The sequence below is a fragment of the Metabacillus niabensis genome, from assembly GCF_902829255.1.
Lineage (GTDB): Bacteria > Bacillota > Bacilli > Bacillales > Bacillaceae > Metabacillus > Metabacillus niabensis.
Map to the genome: position 1 here is coordinate 1 of NZ_CADEPK010000367.1, position 16,861 is coordinate 16,861.

Here is a 16,861-nt window from a genome sequence, read left to right on the forward strand (position 1 = left end):
GGCGGAAAGCTTGGTACTATTTTTGCCTTTCAAATATTAACAATTATAATTTTCTTTTCTTCATTAATCTCAGTATTATACTATCTAGGAATTATGCAATGGTTTATTAAAATCATTGGTGGTGGGTTAGCAAAGCTATTAGGAACATCGAAGACAGAGTCGATGTCAGCTGCCGCAAATATCTTTGTTGGACAGACAGAAGCACCATTAGTGATTCGTCCATTTTTAGCTACGATGACAAAGTCTGAGCTATTTGCAGTTATGACAGGTGGATTAGCCTCTGTTTCGGGTTCTGTTCTAGTTGGCTATGCCTTATTAGGTGTTCCGCTTGAATACTTACTTGCAGCAAGTTTTATGGCTGCACCAGCAGGATTAATTATGGCGAAAATAGTGATGCCACAAACCGAAAAAGTTGAAGAAACTGATTTTAAGATGGAAACTGATGAAGAAGCTACAAATGTCATTGATGCTGCTGCAAGAGGGGCTAGTGATGGATTAAAATTAGCGCTTAACGTAGGTGCAATGCTGTTAGCGTTTATTGCCTTAATTGCCTTGGTTAATGGTATTTTGGGAGCTATTGGCGGCATTTTTGGCTATGATGCACTATCACTTGAAGGGATTTTAGGTATTATTTTTTCTCCTATTGCCTTTGCGATTGGAGTACCGTGGTCTGAGGCTATAACAGCAGGAAGCTTTATCGGTCAAAAGCTAGTTCTTAATGAATTCGTTGCATATTCTGCCTTTGCACCTCAAATTGAGCAGCTGTCAGATAAAACTGTCATGATTGTCAGCTTTGCCTTATGTGGCTTTGCAAACTTGAGCTCTATGGCAATTCTTCTTGGAGGCTTAGGGGGTATGGCACCAAATCGTCGTCCAGATATCGCAAAAATGGGATTAAAAGCTGTTGCAGCAGGAACTTTAGCATCTTTATTAAGTGCTGCTATTGCTGGGATGTTTTTATAAAAAGAGGTTAAAATTCATATATAGTAAAGGTGGTCCAGTTTTTTGAAAGAGAAGCTTTGGACCACCTTTTTTGATCATACTTAGTCCATGTTAAAATACTTTAGAAGCTTACATACATAATGGTACAAACCGTGTTACAAATTCGTAGTTAAAACGGTCTAGAATCGGGAGGGGTGGGTTGAGTGATAAACTTGAAACGAGCATACGAAAAGCCGTCAATAGAAGATGGAATTCGGATTCTTGTTGACCGTATTTGGCCAAGAGGTATATCAAAGCAGGATTTACAAATTGATAAATGGTGGAAGGAAGTTGCGCCGACTACAGAATTAAGAAAGTGGTTTCAGCATGATCCAGGGAAGTTTACCGAATTTAAAGTGAAGTACATGGAAGAGTTAAAAAGTGAAGGAACCCAAAAGGCAAGTTTAAAGGAACTAAAAAAATTTGTAAAAGAGCAAAAATCAAGGCCGATCACATTTATTTATGCTGTAAAAAATCAAGAATATAATCATGCGATTATTTTGAAGGAAATAGTAGAAATGGAAGACTGATGTTAAAGCGCATTAGTCTTTTTTTGCTTAAAAAGATATGTGTTACCTTAAAAATGAAGTGGATTTTGATAAAAATGATCTTTTTCATGAACGAATGACAGAGATGAGGCGTCAAATCATTAGAAACAAATAATATTAGGGGGCTTTCATCAATTGGACCAACAAGAAGAGATCATATTGGTTAGGGAAGCTAAAAATGGAAGTGATGAAGCTTTTACACATTTGTTTCAAATGAATTATCAGTTTTTATATAAGTATCTTATTAAACTTACTCTTCAAAAGGATTTAACTGAGGATTTAATTCAAGAAACAATGCTAAAGGCTTATACGAATCTATCAGGCTTCAAAGGCAGCTCTAAATTTTCTACTTGGCTAATTTCAATTGCTTCACGTTTATTTATTGATTACCAACGTAAAAGAAAGAGGGAGAATGTTCGCTTAGAAAAAATTCAGGTAGAAGTAATGGAAAAAATAAAATGGAATCTGATGAGAAAAGGTTATGAATGGTCTAGCCATTTGGATGTTTTCTCCTCAATAGAACCTGAAATTAGAGCGCCAATTTTGTTAAAACATTATTATGGTTTTACTAATGGGGAAATTGCAAAAATGCTTAATTTAAAGGAAGGTACAGTAAAAACCCGTATTCATTACGGACTTAAACGGATACGAAAGGAGTTTGAATCATGAAGGGAAGGAATGATGAAGAGCTTATTTTTGACTTAAAGCAAAGCTTGAAAGATGTAGAAACTGTTTATGAAGTGGAGATACCAGAACACTTTCAGTTAATGAATACTTTAATTGAATATAAGAAGGAAAGAAAAAGGGCCCAAAGACGAGAGCTAATAATATTTATATTCACAGCAATTATTATTTTAGCCTTTTATATGACATTAGCATTTAAATTAACAAGTGTTTTTATGTTGCTGCAAATTTTTACTTTATGTTTTATGCCAATTGCTTTTATTTTTGAGCGGAAACGTAGAAATAAGAGAGAAGAGGTGTCTTTACGTTGATACTAGGTTTAGAGACTTGGGCTTTTATACTGTTAATGACACCAATTTTATTTCTGCAAAGCATCACTCTCTTTTTAGATGCAAGGAGGAAGGGAGCTTCCGCTTGGTTTTGGGGAGTATGGGGGTTGATTCAATTTCCGATGCCGTTGTTGTTTTACTACCTTTTCGTAGTTATACCCTATAGAAAAAACGTAGCTAAAAGGGAGGGGAAATGATGGATATACCATGGGGAATAATAGCTCCACTCATTATATTACAACTCATATTAATGCTTACAGCGATTATAAGTTGTGTGAAAGATGAGAAACCAATCAGTGAAAAGTGGATTTGGGTATTAATCATTGTATGTATCAGTATAATAGGACCTATTCTTTATTTTATTATCGGTCGAAATAGTCAAAGAGATTAAGGGGGAAATCTATTGCTATTAACTGTTGAAGGGTTATCGAAGAGATACAAAACGAATATCGTTGTCGACAATATTGAATTTGATATTCAACCTAATCAATGTGTTGCATTATTGGGACCAAATGGTGCTGGAAAAACTACGACTTTACAAATGCTATCAGGATTATTAAAACCTGATTCAGGGCAAATTACATTTCAAGGATGTAAAAACATCGATCGAACTCAGATTGGCTTTTTACCTCAGTACCCATCCTTCTTTCCGTGGATGACTGCAGTTGAATTTCTCTACTTTGCAGGGAAATTATCGAAAATGGAAAAGGGAAAACTAAAAGATAAAATCAATAATGTCCTACATTTCGTAGATTTACATCATGCAAAAAACAAAAAAATAGGTGGTTTTTCTGGAGGTATGAAACAGAGATTAGGATTGGCACAAGCTTTGATACACGAGCCCAAATTGTTAATCTTAGATGAACCAGTTTCTGCTCTAGATCCAACAGGACGTAGAGATGTCTTGCGTATTTTAGAAGAGTTAAAAAAGAAAACGTCTATTTTGTTTTCAACTCATATTCTTCATGATGCTGAGCAAGTTTGTGATGAAATTATTATGATGAAGGCTGGAAAAGTAAAATGGTCTGGTTCAATAAAGAGATTAAAAGAACGGACCAGAAATGGCTATTTTTTTCTTAAAACAGAAGGTGATATAAAAAGTTGGCTATCTAAGAAAGATTATATACGTGAAGCAAACTTTTCTAATTCCTCAACTGTAACATTCAAGCTAACGAGCAACCAATACTGTAATTGTTTACTTGAAGACTGTATTAAGCAAGAGATAACAATTATTCACTTTGAAGAGAGAAGCGGTACGCTTGAAGATGCTTATATGGAGGTAATGAGATAATAATGAATACCTTTCAAATTTTATTTAAAAAGGAATGGCTAGAAGCTTGGCGAGATAAAAAACTAATTTGGTTACCTATCGCTATGGCAATCCTGGCAATATCACAACCTATTAGTCTTTATTATATGCCGGAAATTTTAAATGCAGCAGGAAATCTACCGGAAGGGACAATAATTAAGATTCCTGTTCCAACTGGAGAAGAGGTTCTTTCAAGTACTTTATCACAAATTGGAATAATCGGAACTGCAATATTTATCTTAAGTGTCATGGGATGCATATCACAAGAAAGAAAAAGTGGTGTATTACATCTTTTAATGACTAGGCCTGTGGAGTCTATTCATTATATCGGAAGCAAATGGCTAGCAAACGCTGTTATTCTAATCGTATCGTTTATTATTAGCTATGGGTTAGCGTATTATTATACGAATACTTTATTTAATGATGTTCATTTAGAAAGATTTGTTGTGAGTTTAATTATGTATAGTTGTTGGATCATATTCGTGATGACAGTCACAGTATTTATTGGGACAATTTTCAAGAAAAACGGGGAAATTTCGGGTATCACGATTTTTATTGTTGCGATGTTCGTCCTTTGCCAATCACTTTTTCCTAAATATATGGCTTGGAATCCTGCAAGTGCTATGAGCAGTGCTTCAAGTATATTAACAAATGGTAAGTGGGAAAATGAATATTTTATTACATTGGGAAGTTCAGCTTTATTTATCATTGTTCTCCTAGCTTTAACAATGATTCAGTTTAAACGCTATAAAAGTTATTAAACGTTTTATATATTAATTCTAGGCTTCATCCGTTCTAGAACCTAGTTAAAAATAGGAATAGAAGGTAAGAACATCTTCTATTCCTATTTGATTTATGCTGTTCTATTTTAGATTACACCTTGTGCGATCATTGCATCTGCAACTTTTACGAAACCAGCAATATTAGCACCGACAACGAGGTTTCCAGGGTGACCGTATTCGTCAGCAGCCTTTATGCTGTTGCGATAAATGTTTTTCATGATGTCATGTAATTTCGCATCTACTTCCTCAAATGTCCATGAAAGTCTCATACTATTTTGTGACATTTCAAGTGCAGATACAGCAACACCACCTGCGTTGGCAGCTTTTGCTGGTCCGAATAGAACACCGTTGTTAAGGAAAACATCAATTGCTTCTAAAGTCGAAGGCATATTTGCACCTTCACCAATTGCTTTTACTCCGTTTTTCACAAGTGTTTGAGCTGACGCTTCGTCAATTTCATTTTGTGTTGCACATGGAAGCGCAATGTCACAAGGGATTGACCAAATTCCTCCACAACCTTCAACATATTGTGCATCTGGATGCTCTTTCACATATTCACTAATACGTTTTTTCTCAACCTCTTTAAGACGCTTTACAGTATCAAGATTAATTCCGTTTTTATCATAAACATAGCCGTTTGAATCACTACAAGCGACAACCTTAGCTCCTAATTGGTGAGCCTTTTCAATGGCATAAATAGAGACATTACCAGAACCAGAAACAACAACTGTCTTACCGTCAAAGCTTAATCCATTATCCTGTAACATTTCTTGAACAAAATATACTGTTCCATAACCAGTAGCTTCTGTACGTGCAAGGCTTCCACCGTATCCTAGACCTTTACCAGTTAAGACACCAGCTTCAAAGCCACCGCGAATTTTTTTATATTGTCCGAACATAAAGCCAATTTCTCTTGCACCTACTCCAATATCTCCAGCAGGTACGTCTACATCAGGTCCAATATGCTTGCACAGCTCTGTCATAAAGCTTTGTGTAAAGCGCATTACTTCACCGTCAGATTTCCCTTTTGGATCAAAGTCAGAACCACCTTTACCGCCACCAATTGGTTGACCAGTTAGGGAATTTTTGAAAATTTGTTCAAAGCCTAAAAATTTAATAATGCTTGCATTTACAGATGGATGGAAGCGTAATCCACCTTTATAAGGCCCAATTGCACTATTGAACTGAACACGGAAGCCACGGTTTACTTGAACCTTTCCTTGATCATCAACCCAAGGTACTCTAAAAGAAATAACTCTTTCTGGTTCAACGATTCTTTCAAGAATACCATGCTCCATATATTTTGGTTGCTTAGCAAAAATCGGTACTAATGAGTCGAATATTTCCTTTACAGCTTGGTGGAATTCGCTTTCATGTGGGTTTCTCTTTTTAACTGTTTCAAATACAGTATCAACATATTCTCTCGCAGCTTGTAAACCAGTTTGTTGATTTGCGTCCTTTGTCATAATCATGCTATTCACGTCTTCCTTTTCATTATATTTTTCATCGAAACCTAAATCCGAACAAACAATTATCGAAAAATTTTGATAGTATGAATTTTATACTCGAAAAATAATTTAAACAATATCAACATTAGATGATATTAATGCCGAATTGAGAACAATCGAAAAATATGCCTTTAAAACATTATTATAAAAGGGTTTTGCAAGTAGAAAAAATGGATGAATTTATAATTGAATTATTATTGTGAGGAATTAGAACGGGAAATGTTAGAAAAAAAGCAAAATTAGTATAATATTTTTTGCTTATAGTAATCTTGCGGAAAAAGTTGAATGGTGTTACATAATAGGCAAAATAGCGATACTAAATATCACATAATTTGTTGTGTTTCTACTATTATATATAGTGTCTAATTTTGAACGAATTATTTATCCAAAATTAGACACTATTTTGAGGCACCTCTACATTACGATGGTGTAGTTATTTAACCCCTTGCATATAGCTTTGAATTTTTGGTGATACAAAGAAAAGAATGATACTAAGAAGAATAGCGATTCCTCCAATGATCCCAAAGTAGAGCATTTCTGTTTCTGCTGTATAAAATTTAACGATTTGAGCATTGATAGCCTGTGCAGCGGCATTTGATAAGAACCATAGGCTCATTGTCTGTGCTGAAAAGGCAGCTGGTGCAAGCTTGGTTGTTGCTGAAAGTCCGACAGGTGATAAACATAGCTCACCAAGGACAACGATAAAATAGCTTAATACTAACCATAACGGATTAACGAGAGTATGTTCTCCGCCTATATAAGCCGGTACTAAAATAACAATAAATGAGAATCCGGCAAAAAGAAGACCGAGTGAAAACTTCTTAGGTATAGATGGTTGGCGATTACCTAATTTAACCCATAGCCAAGCAAAAACAGGAGCTAAAGTAATAATAAATAATGGGTTTAACGATTGGAACCATGCAGGAGAAATCGTTAATCCCGCAAAATCTAAATCTGTTCGTTTGTCTGCGTAGTGGGCGAGAATAGTTGAACCTTGCTCTTGAATTGCCCAAAACATAACAGATGCAATAAATAATGGAATATAGGCAATAATTCTTGAACGCTCAACGGCAGTTGTTTTTGGGCTGCGATACATAACAATGAAATATATCGTTGGAATTAAAATACCCAATACACCAATAAGGCTTATAAAGGACTTGAATGTTAATAGTCCTAATGGAATTGAAATTGCAATAGCCACTGCAATAATGATGATACCTAAACCGATAATTGAGAATACCTTTTTCTTTTCCCCAGCTGATAAAGGATTAGCTATGTCCTTTCCAGCAAGTCCAAGGTTTTTCTTTTTCGTAAGCATAAAGACAAGTAAACCGACAAACATTCCGATTGCTGCAATAGAAAAGCCCAAGTGGAAATTATGCTTTAAGCCAACTTCTCCGACAATTAATGGAGAGATAAAAGCACCTAGGTTTATACCCATATAAAATATGCTAAATCCAGAATCGCGGCGGTTGTCCTCTTCGCTATAAATTTCTCCAACAATACTCGATACATTTGGCTTAAGTAGGCCTGTACCAAGAACGATTAAGACCATTGAGACGAAGAATAGTGACACACTGCCTGGAATCGCAAGCGCGAGATGGCCAAGCATGATCAGTATTCCGCCGTAAAAAACAGAATTTGACGTACCAAGTATACGGTCTGCTAACCAACCTCCGATAATACCGGACATGTAAACTAATGAACCGTAAATTGAGGTGATCGCAAGTGCTGTGCTTTCATCAAAGCCTAAGCCGCCCTTTGAAACTGAATAATACATATAATAAATTAATATAGCCTTCATTCCGTAATATGAAAAACGTTCCCAGAATTCTGTAAAGAACAGAGTGAATAATCCTTTAGGGTGTCCGAAGAATCCTTTTTGTGGGACGCTAGAGACAATTTTCTGCTTGTTGATGTCTGACATCATACAACCTCCTTTTGCTATTATATTATAATACTTTTTATCGCTTTACGTTGTCAAAGTAATAATTTCCAAATAGGTAGTATGAAGGCTGATATATAAGTGAAAATAAGATATATTTTCAAATTTCATTCAAAAATATTCCTATAATTACCTGATTTTTAAATTTTTCCAAAATAGTTAAATAACTCGTGTTTTCTGTAAGATAGGAATGTTGAATGGATAGCTAGAAACTAAGATAAAATAAACGGTAAATAGGAACAAAAAAGCATTGACAACAATAATTGGAAAGTCATAAAATGGAAAAGAATAAATTTAAAAGAAATGGAGGGTTATACAATGAGAAATCGAATGATTCATGACATCTATCAAATTTCATATCAAGTAACCCGTCCAATAACAGTACATAAAAAGTGATAGTTATTATTTAATCCACTTATCTTTACACATGTAGACGCAGGTTACTTGAATCAGTAACGTGCGTTTTATTTATGTCTAAAAATAAGGCATCGTGCGCTTACGCTCGATGCCTTTTCGCGTCTAGTGAAGCGAGAAGAAGCTTTATCAAATGAATATTCCGAGCGAATTGCTCGTTATTATAGATAAAAATGTGAAGGGAGTTTTGATGATGCTAATAGAACAGGTGAGACGGATTGACTTAGATTGGATGAAAGGTGGCTAACTGCACCACGAAAAATTAAAAAACAATAAGGAGGTACTTTTCAATGTTTTCGATTTTTAAAAAGTTAAGCTGGTTTTTCAAAGAGAATTGGAAGAGATATACAATTGCAATTACATTATTAATTATTGTAAGCGTATTAGATATCATTCCGCCGAAAATTATTGGTTTTGCTATAGATGATATTCAATTTGGTCAGATGACAGGGGAAAGACTAGTGCAGCTACTCCTTCTTTTTGGAGGGATTATCGTATCCAGCTATGCCATTACGTACGTATGGATGTATCAGCTTTTTGGTGGAGCGCATTTAATTGAACGAATCCTGAGATATCGATTTATGAGACATTTATTATCAATGACACCTAGCTTTTATGAGAGAAACCGAACAGGTGACTTGATGGCGCGGGCGACGAATGATTTAAAGGCTATTTCCATGACAGCTGGCTTTGGGATTTTAACATTAATAGATTCAACAATTTTTATGATGATTATTATTCTCGTTATGAGTATAACGATCAGCTGGCAGCTTACCCTAGCTGCATTATTACCGTTGCCTATTATGGCTATTGCGATAAATTATTTCGGTAATATGATTCATAAACGGTTTATGAGGGCACAAGATGCCTTTGGTGATTTAAATGATAATGTCCTTGAATCGATTGCTGGTGTTAGGGTTATCCGGGCATACGTACAGGAGAAGGCAGATGAAAAGCGATTTAACGATATGACAGAGGATGTATATCAAAAAAATATTGAAGTAGCTAAGGTTGATGCCTTATTTGAACCGACAATTAAAATATTGGTAGGAATTAGTTATGTCATTGGACTTGGTTATGGTGCATATCTTGTTTTTCATCAAGCTATAACGTTAGGTGAATTGGTGAGCTTTAATATCTACTTAGGGATGCTAATTTGGCCTATGAATGCTGTAGGTGAGTTAATTAATATTTTACAGCGCGGAAATGCATCATTAGATCGTGTTAATGAGGTTCTTTCGTATGAACAAGACGTTAAGGACAAAAGTAATCCGGCTCATGTCGAGGTTGCTGAATCAATAGTGTTTTCAAATGTTTCATTTCGTTATCCATCTGCAACAACTGATAATTTGAAAAACATTTCACTACATGTTAATCGAGGAGAGACGATTGGTGTAGTTGGAAAAACAGGAAGTGGGAAATCTACCCTGCTTAAGCAGCTGTTAAGGGAATATCCATTAGGAACTGGAGAAATCCTCATTTCTGATAAATCACTAGAATCTATTAAGATTGAGGATGTTCATTCTTGGATTGGTTACGTTCCACAGGAGCAAATCCTATTTTCCCGATCGATACGAGAGAACTTAAAATTCGGTAAAGAAGAAGTCAGTGAAGCGGAAATCCAGCAAGCCTTAAAGCTAGCTGCCTTTGATTTAACAGTCTTGCCTAAAGGGCTTGACACACTCGTTGGGGAGAAGGGTGTTGCTTTATCAGGAGGGCAAAAACAGCGCATATCTATTGCGAGAGCTCTTATTAAAGATCCGGAAATTTTGCTTTTAGATGATGCGATGTCTGCAGTTGATGGAAAGACTGAGGCAGAAATCATAGAAAACATTCGTAAAGAAAGAGCAGGGAAAACGACATTTATTACAGCTCATCGTTTGTCGGCAATTCAACATGCTGATTGGATAATTGTTTTGGATGAAGGGCAAATCGTTGAAGAAGGGACACACGAGCAACTTCTTGAAAAGGGGAAATGGTATAAAGAGCAATTCGATCGGCAGCAGGCTGAATCATATGGAGAGGTGAGCTAATTGAAACGGATATCAACAGGAAAACGATTGTTTCACTACGCACTTCTTTATAAAAGGACAATTATCTTTGCCCTCGTCATGTTAACATTTGCTGTTGCAGCTGAATTAACAGGGCCGTTTATCGCAAAGAAAGTGATTGATGAGCATATGAGGGGCATTGAAAGTCCTTGGATTGAAGTGGAAACTAAGGATGATCAGACAGTCGAATATAATGGGCTTTTCTATAAGAGAAGTTCAAACGTGACAGAACAAGATACGGTAGGAGATGCCCAACTGCAAATCGTCCAGGTTGGGCGATCCTTCTATTCAACAAATCAACATTTATCATTTGATGGAGATAGAGAAGTTAATGGGCAACAATTGACTGTTATAAAGGGAAATCAGGAGGCAACTTATCAAATTGAAAAGTTAAGCCAAAAGGAAATTTTTGCTTTTTACCAGCCGGAAATTAAACCTATCGTTATATTGTTAAGTTTCTATGTAGGTTTATTAGTTATTGCAGGATTTTTCCAATACGGTAAAACCTTAATGCTCCAAAAGGCGGCCAACCGGATCATTCAAAAGATGAGAAAGGATGTATTTGAGCATATTCAACGGGTTCCTATTCAATATTTTGATAACAGACCTGCTGGAAAGATCGTTTCGCGTGTAACAAATGATACTGAAGCGATTCGAGAGCTTTATGTAAAAGTGTTAGCGACATTTTTTACAAGTGGAATTTATATGACGGGAATTTTTGTCGCATTATTTTTCCTTGATACAAGGCTTGCGTTAATTACACTTTTACTAGTACCTATTATCGCTCTCTGGGTTATCGTCTATCGGAAACTTGCATCAAAATATAACCACCTTATTCGCACAAGGGTAAGTGATATCAATGGAATGATTAATGAATCTATTCAAGGAATGCCAATTATTCGGGCATTTCAGCGGAAGGAACAGATCACAAAGGAATTTGAGGATTTGAACTATGAACATTTTACGTATCAAAATAAATTGCTAAGTTTAAATTCTTTAACATCTCATAATTTAGTCGGTGTTCTCCGTAATGGAACCTTTGTCGTACTAATTTGGTACTTCGGCGGGCAATCGATGGACGCTGCCGGTATTATTTCAATTGGAATGCTCTATGCCTTTGTTGATTATTTAAATAGATTGTTCCAACCTGTTACAGATATTGTGAACCAACTTGCCCAGCTTGAGCAGGCGCGTGTTGCTTCGGAACGGGTGTTTGAATTGTTAGATGAAAAGGGAGAAAATGTTGCAGAGGGTGAGATTTCTCGATATGAGGGAAATGTTCAATTTACTAATGTGACATTTTCGTATGATGGAGAGCATGACGTTCTCAAAAATATAAATTTCCAAGCGAGTAAGGGTGAGACTGTCGCATTAGTCGGGCATACTGGGTCGGGGAAAAGCTCGATTATAAACCTATTATTCCGTTACTATGATATTGAGAAGGGCAAAATCACGATTGATGGTAACGATGTGAGCGCACTTCCAAGACAGCATTTAAGAAAGCATATGGGCATTGTGCTTCAAGATCCGTTTTTATTTACAGGGACTATTTCGTCAAATGTTAGTTTAGATAATCCAAATATTTCTGAGGAGCAAGTTATAAAGGCTTTAAAGGATGTTGGTGCTGACAGGTTTATTGAAAAGCTTCCAAAGCAGTATGATGAGCCTGTTCTTGAGAAAGGAAGTACATTGTCTGCAGGTGAGCGTCAGCTTATTTCGTTTGCCCGTGCACTTGCTTATGATCCTGCTATTCTTATTTTAGATGAAGCAACAGCGAATATTGATACTGAAACAGAAGCAATGATTCAACAAGCGTTAAATATTGTTAAGGAGGGCAGAACAACGTTCATTATTGCCCACCGCCTATCAACGATTCGTAATGCTGATCAAATCCTTGTCTTAGATCAAGGAGAAATAGTTGAAAGAGGAAACCATGAAGAGCTTCTTAGACAAAAAGGAAAATACTATCAAATGCATCAGCTTCAGCTAGGAAAAGAGGTTTCAAGGGTTAGTTAAGAGGAATGGAGAGTCTCCTAAAAGGTGAGGCTCTCCATTTTCATTGCTTAGAAAATCCAAATACATATTAAATCCCTCTCCAACTGTTAAATGAGCTAACGGTTGAAGGGGGATTTGAATTTTTAAGATACAAATTCTCTTTACTTCTTCAATAATAAATAGACAAAGTAAGGAGCACCGATGAGTGAGACCATGATGCCTGCTGGTACGCCGCTTGGTTCAATGAGGTTTCGTCCGATCGTGTCGGCGAACAGCAATAGCCAGCCACCAAGCAAGATCGCAACAGGGATAAATAATTGATTTCTCGGGCCGACTAATGCCTTTGCAATATGTGGGGCCATCAGTCCGATAAATGAAATGCCTCCTGTAACTGAAACTGCAGAAGCAGCTAATGCAACAGCTGTTAGAAGTAAAATAATCCGTTCCTTTTCAATCGAAAGCCCTACCCCAATAGCAACAGGCTCGCTTAATCCTAAGAGATTTAATCGATTAGCTTTATACAACGTAAATGGAATCAGGACGATTAACCAAGGAAGGAGCGCCCATATAAATGGCCAATCCGTGCCCCAAATATTACCTGCAATCCATTGGGCAATAAAATCAACCTTTGTTCGTTCAGCGGAGGAGATTAGAACAATCATCGCTCCAGAGAGGGCTGTTGAGAATCCTACTCCAATTAAAACAACTCGTACAGGCTGCAGGCCACTATTTTTGTTGAAAGCTAACAAATAAATCAGACAAGCTGTTAAGACAGCACCTAAAAAGCCGACGAGTGGTATCATATAAACAAAAGAACCAGCTTCGATTGGGAAAAATAAAAAGAAAACAGCAATGGCAACACCTGCACCAGAATTGATTCCGATGATGCCAGGGTCTGCTAAATCATTCCTAGTGATTCCTTGTAAAATTGCACCGGAAACGGCTAGTGCCATCCCTGCTAACAAAGTGATCAATATTCGTGGCAATCTAATAGAAAATAAAACAAATTCCTCTTTAAAGGTACCTTGACCTAACAAAATATGGAGGAGTCGATCATATGATACACTCGCACTCCCCATTCCTAAGCCAATAACAATAGTAGCTAGAATAAGAAGTAGAGAAATAAATAATATGAGTCGTTGTTTTTTTATTAGTGCTGGATGGATCATGAGAATGCTTTTCCTCCTTTTTTGACAATGATTAGGAAGAAAGGTAATCCGAAAATAGCTACAATTGCTACTACTGGTGTTTCGTATGGCGAATTAAGAGTACGACCGAGTGTATCGGCAAATAGCATAAAAGTGGCTCCTACAATGGCTGACATCGGTAAAATATAACGGTAATCAGTTCCTACTATTACACGAACAATATGCGGGATCATCAGACCGATAAAAGCCATATTCCCAACTAGAGCAACAGATGCACCTGCAAGAATGATAATGACAATAAATAGAAGAATTTTGATTTGTGTAATATTTTGTCCTAATCCAACCGCTACTTCCTCACTTAAACTGAGAATTGTAAGCTGTCTTGAAAGAAAAAGAGAAATAATGATCCCAACGATAATAAAAGGAACAATCACTTGGAGCTGATTCCACGTTGTGCCGATCATTCCCCCCGCTGTCCACATGGAAATATCTTTTGAAATTTTAAAATAAAGGCCAATTCCTTCTGCAAGTGCAAATAAAAAGGAGGAAATTGCTGAACCTGCTAAGACAATCCGAAGTGGAGAGAAACCTCCCCTTCTAATAGCGCTAATTCCAAATACCATTATTGCTCCTACGGCTGCTCCAATAAAGCAAGCGAGCATTGTGATAAAGTAATTGGCTGACGGGATAAAGGCGATCGTAAAGGCCAATGCTGCATAAGCGCCAGCAGACAGCCCGAGTAAGCCTGGATCAGCAAGTGGGTTTCTTGTCATTCCTTGCATAATTGCGCCGGAAACGGCAAGAGCAGCGCCAACAAAAACAGCTGCTATTTCACGGGGTAAACGAATTTCACGGATAATTGAAATTTTTTCTCCCGAAGCAGAAGATGTCAGAGCTAACCATACATCCCTAACCGAGACGTCTGCTGCACCAAAAACCATTGCTACGACAAACATACTGATAAATACTATGATAGTTATAATCAGTTTGAAAATAAATGGGATTGAATTTCGAGTTTTGTTGTTTGTCATGAGTCTCTTATTTATTCCTTTCTTTTGAATAGGGAAAGGGGTTGATTGAATTGTCAATCAACCCCTGTCAAATGAACCACCACTTATCTAGGTGTTTCATTTAACATACAAGCGGTAGAATCATAGCTTCTTAGTGTTTTATTTGCCGAGAAAAGCTTCCTTGAAAAAGGCAAGTTGCTTTTCAAGAGTAACTGGGTCAGTGAATGATGCACCTTCCCCTTGCATTTCAATGACATGGCCATTTTTAACAGCTGGAATGTTTTTATATGTCTCAGTTTCTTGGAATGCTGTATCTGCATCAGAGTACTTACTTAAAATGACGTAATCTCCTGCATATTCTGGAAGTACTTCAGTTGACAGTGTGTAATAACCTGCCTTTGATACGTCTGCTTTTACTTTTTCAGGCATTTTCAATTTCATAGCTTGATATAAAATTTCTGTTCCGCGTGCCCAATTGTCACCGTAAACATATAGGTCTTTACCAAATGCTTCGATAACAGATACGGTTGCATCCTCACCGATTTTTGCACGGATTTCGTCTCCAGCCTCTTCAGCACGTTTCTTAAAGTCATCAACCCAGGCTTGAGCTTCTTTTTCTTTGTTTAATAGCTTACCAATTTCTAAGTGTTGTGTTAAATAATCTACTTTGCCCCATGTATAAGTAACTGTAGGAGCAATTTCCTTTAATTTGTCCACATTTTTAAGAGTTGATAGTCCGATGATTAAATCTGGCTCTAATTCGATAATTTTTTCTAGGTCATCCTCTGATACTTCCGCAACATCCTTTAATTCCTCTGAAAAGGTTGGATTGTTTTTAGACCAAGTATCTACACCAACAACATTGACGCCTAATTTAATGACATCTCCAGTGTAGCCTGAAAGCACAACAACTCTTTGTGGATCAGATGGAACCTCAACTGGACCTGTTTCAGATTCGTATGTAAAGGTTTCTGGCTCTTTCTTCTTTGGTGTCGAGCCGCTTTCTTCTTTGCTAGATTCTGAGTTTCCACAAGCGCTAATAATTAGCGTTAGCATTAGCATAAACGGGACTAATAGTTTCTTCTTCATATGTTGTTTCTCCTTTTAATAAATTATAAGTAACACACATTGGTTTATTTGTTCTAGGGTCACGGCCAATCATTGCATCAATTTGAAAAACTTCATGGAGTACTTCTTTCGTGATAATTTCTTCACAAGCACCTGCTTTCACAATCTCACCATCTTTTAGGGCGATAATATAATCAGCGAAACGAGCAGCTTGGTTCAAATCATGTAGAACCATAATAATAGTTCGATTTTGTTCACGATTTAATTTCTGTAACAATTCTAAAACCTCTAATTGGTGAGCCATATCTAAATATGTCGTAGGTTCATCAAGAAAAATGATTTCTGTTTCCTGAGCGAGCGCCATTGCGATCCAGACTCGCTGACGTTGACCTCCTGATAGTGCATCGACAGGCCGAAATTTATAGCTAATAGTACCTGTAACCTCTAATGCCCAATCGATGACTTCATAATCCTTTTTCGTCAATCTGCCTAAGCCGGATTGGTAGGGAAACCTTCCATAGGAGACTAATTCCCCAACGGTCAATCCAGCTGCACCTTCAGGGGTTTGAGGAAGGATAGCCATTTTTTGAGCAAGAACCTTTGTATTTTCTTTTGAAATATCTTTGCCGTCTAATAGGACTGATCCTGATTGATGAGCAATAATGCGAGTAATTGCCTTCAGCAATGTTGATTTTCCACAACCATTGGATCCGATAATGGTTGTTATTTTTTTATCTGGAATCGTTACACTGAGATTCTTGACAATTAATCGTTCACCATAGCCAATGTTTAATGCATCAGTAAGTAGGCGAACCATCTTTATGACCTCCATAGTAATATAATAAATGAAAATGATTATCAATATTGATTACGATATTAATATAAATTTTTCTTTATTAAATGTCAATATAAATAAAGTTTGAAATTAGTAACTTTTATAAAATGTTCTGAATACTTAGGAGATTAGAAGCTAATGGCAATCCAAAAACTGGAAATGTAAAAAATGATACAGCTTGAATAGAAATTAAAATAGTGAATGATTGGAAAAGGATTGTATGAAATGTTTTTATAAGTTAAGTGTAATTAAAC

General features: G+C 36.6%; 16 protein-coding genes. 10 read left to right on the forward strand and 6 right to left on the reverse strand.

All coding sequences use genetic code 11. The annotated features are described in order from the left end of the window. The 8 genes from HU235_RS21555 to HU235_RS21585 all read left to right on the forward strand — a co-directional run. Window positions 1-963, forward strand: a 963-nt coding sequence (locus HU235_RS21555) for a NupC/NupG family nucleoside CNT transporter (RefSeq protein WP_174881535.1), incomplete at its 5' end; no start/stop codon positions are given. 182 nt (window positions 964-1,145) lie between these two features. Beyond that, entirely contained in the window at window positions 1,146-1,511 is a 366-nt protein-coding gene (locus HU235_RS21560; RefSeq protein WP_095300405.1) for a DUF488 domain-containing protein, read from the forward strand. 153 nt (window positions 1,512-1,664) lie between these two features. Beyond that, a complete protein-coding gene (gene sigY, locus HU235_RS21565) occupies window positions 1,665-2,198 on the forward strand; it encodes an RNA polymerase sigma factor SigY (RefSeq protein ID WP_174881536.1) in 534 nt (177 codons plus the stop codon). Further along, on the forward strand, window positions 2,195-2,524 hold the full coding sequence (locus HU235_RS21570) for a DUF5345 family protein (protein WP_095300401.1): 330 nt from the start codon (window positions 2,195-2,197) through the stop codon (window positions 2,522-2,524). The genes sigY and HU235_RS21570 overlap by 4 nt, the downstream gene beginning before the upstream one ends. Window positions 2,525-2,559: 35 nt before the next feature. Next, window positions 2,560-2,739: a transcriptional regulator gene (locus tag HU235_RS25175; protein WP_095300420.1), complete on the forward strand. Its 180-nt coding sequence runs from the start codon at window positions 2,560-2,562 to the stop codon at window positions 2,737-2,739. Beyond that, entirely contained in the window at window positions 2,739-2,933 is a 195-nt protein-coding gene (locus HU235_RS21575) for a PLD nuclease N-terminal domain-containing protein (protein WP_095300399.1), read from the forward strand. The genes HU235_RS25175 and HU235_RS21575 overlap by 1 nt, the downstream gene beginning before the upstream one ends. 12 nt (window positions 2,934-2,945) lie before the next feature. Continuing rightward, complete coding sequence (locus HU235_RS21580) at window positions 2,946-3,833, forward strand: ABC transporter ATP-binding protein (RefSeq protein WP_174881537.1); 888 nt, start codon at window positions 2,946-2,948, stop codon at window positions 3,831-3,833. Between the two features lie 2 nt (window positions 3,834-3,835). Continuing rightward, complete coding sequence (locus HU235_RS21585; RefSeq protein ID WP_174881538.1) at window positions 3,836-4,612, forward strand: ABC transporter permease; 777 nt, start codon at window positions 3,836-3,838, stop codon at window positions 4,610-4,612. Between the two features lie 107 nt (window positions 4,613-4,719). Here HU235_RS21585 and gdhA read toward each other — a convergent pair whose 3' ends face one another. Together gdhA and HU235_RS21595 are read right to left on the reverse strand one after the other, a co-directional pair. Next, window positions 4,720-6,099 carry an NADP-specific glutamate dehydrogenase gene (gene gdhA, locus HU235_RS21590; RefSeq protein WP_370877288.1) on the reverse strand — a complete coding sequence of 460 codons (1,380 nt, stop codon included), beginning with the start codon at window positions 6,097-6,099 and terminating at the stop codon, window positions 4,720-4,722. Between the two features lie 475 nt (window positions 6,100-6,574). Continuing rightward, complete coding sequence (locus HU235_RS21595) at window positions 6,575-8,068, reverse strand: peptide MFS transporter (RefSeq protein ID WP_095300393.1); 1,494 nt, start codon at window positions 8,066-8,068, stop codon at window positions 6,575-6,577. Between the two features lie 722 nt (window positions 8,069-8,790). Here HU235_RS21595 and HU235_RS21600 point away from each other — a divergent pair. Then, window positions 8,791-10,533, forward strand: a complete 1,743-nt coding sequence (locus HU235_RS21600) for an ABC transporter ATP-binding protein (protein ID WP_174881539.1) — start codon at window positions 8,791-8,793, stop codon at window positions 10,531-10,533. Between the two features lie 9 nt (window positions 10,534-10,542). Then, window positions 10,543-12,567, forward strand: coding sequence for an ABC transporter ATP-binding protein (locus tag HU235_RS21605; RefSeq protein WP_174881546.1), 2,025 nt, complete (start codon window positions 10,543-10,545; stop codon window positions 12,565-12,567). A gap of 140 nt (window positions 12,568-12,707) precedes the next feature. Here the strand turns inward: HU235_RS21605 and HU235_RS21610 are convergent, their stop codons facing one another. The 4 genes from HU235_RS21610 to HU235_RS21625 all read right to left on the reverse strand — a co-directional run bounded on the left by HU235_RS21610 (window position 12,708) and on the right by HU235_RS21625 (window position 16,589). Further along, window positions 12,708-13,715 (reverse strand): FecCD family ABC transporter permease, encoded by a 1,008-nt coding sequence (locus HU235_RS21610; RefSeq protein WP_174881540.1) that lies wholly within the window; start codon window positions 13,713-13,715, stop codon window positions 12,708-12,710. Continuing rightward, the gene (locus HU235_RS21615; RefSeq protein WP_095300416.1) at window positions 13,712-14,725 is read right to left on the reverse strand and encodes a FecCD family ABC transporter permease; all 1,014 of its coding nucleotides are present in this window, start codon (window positions 14,723-14,725) and stop codon (window positions 13,712-13,714) included. The genes HU235_RS21610 and HU235_RS21615 overlap by 4 nt, the downstream gene beginning before the upstream one ends. 138 nt (window positions 14,726-14,863) lie before the next feature. Further along, window positions 14,864-15,793 carry an iron-hydroxamate ABC transporter substrate-binding protein gene (locus HU235_RS21620; protein WP_174881541.1) on the reverse strand — a complete coding sequence of 310 codons (930 nt, stop codon included), beginning with the start codon at window positions 15,791-15,793 and terminating at the stop codon, window positions 14,864-14,866. Then, entirely contained in the window at window positions 15,741-16,589 is an 849-nt protein-coding gene (locus tag HU235_RS21625; RefSeq protein ID WP_174881542.1) for an ABC transporter ATP-binding protein, read from the reverse strand. The genes HU235_RS21620 and HU235_RS21625 overlap by 53 nt, the downstream gene beginning before the upstream one ends. Window positions 16,590-16,861 lie beyond the last annotated feature (272 nt).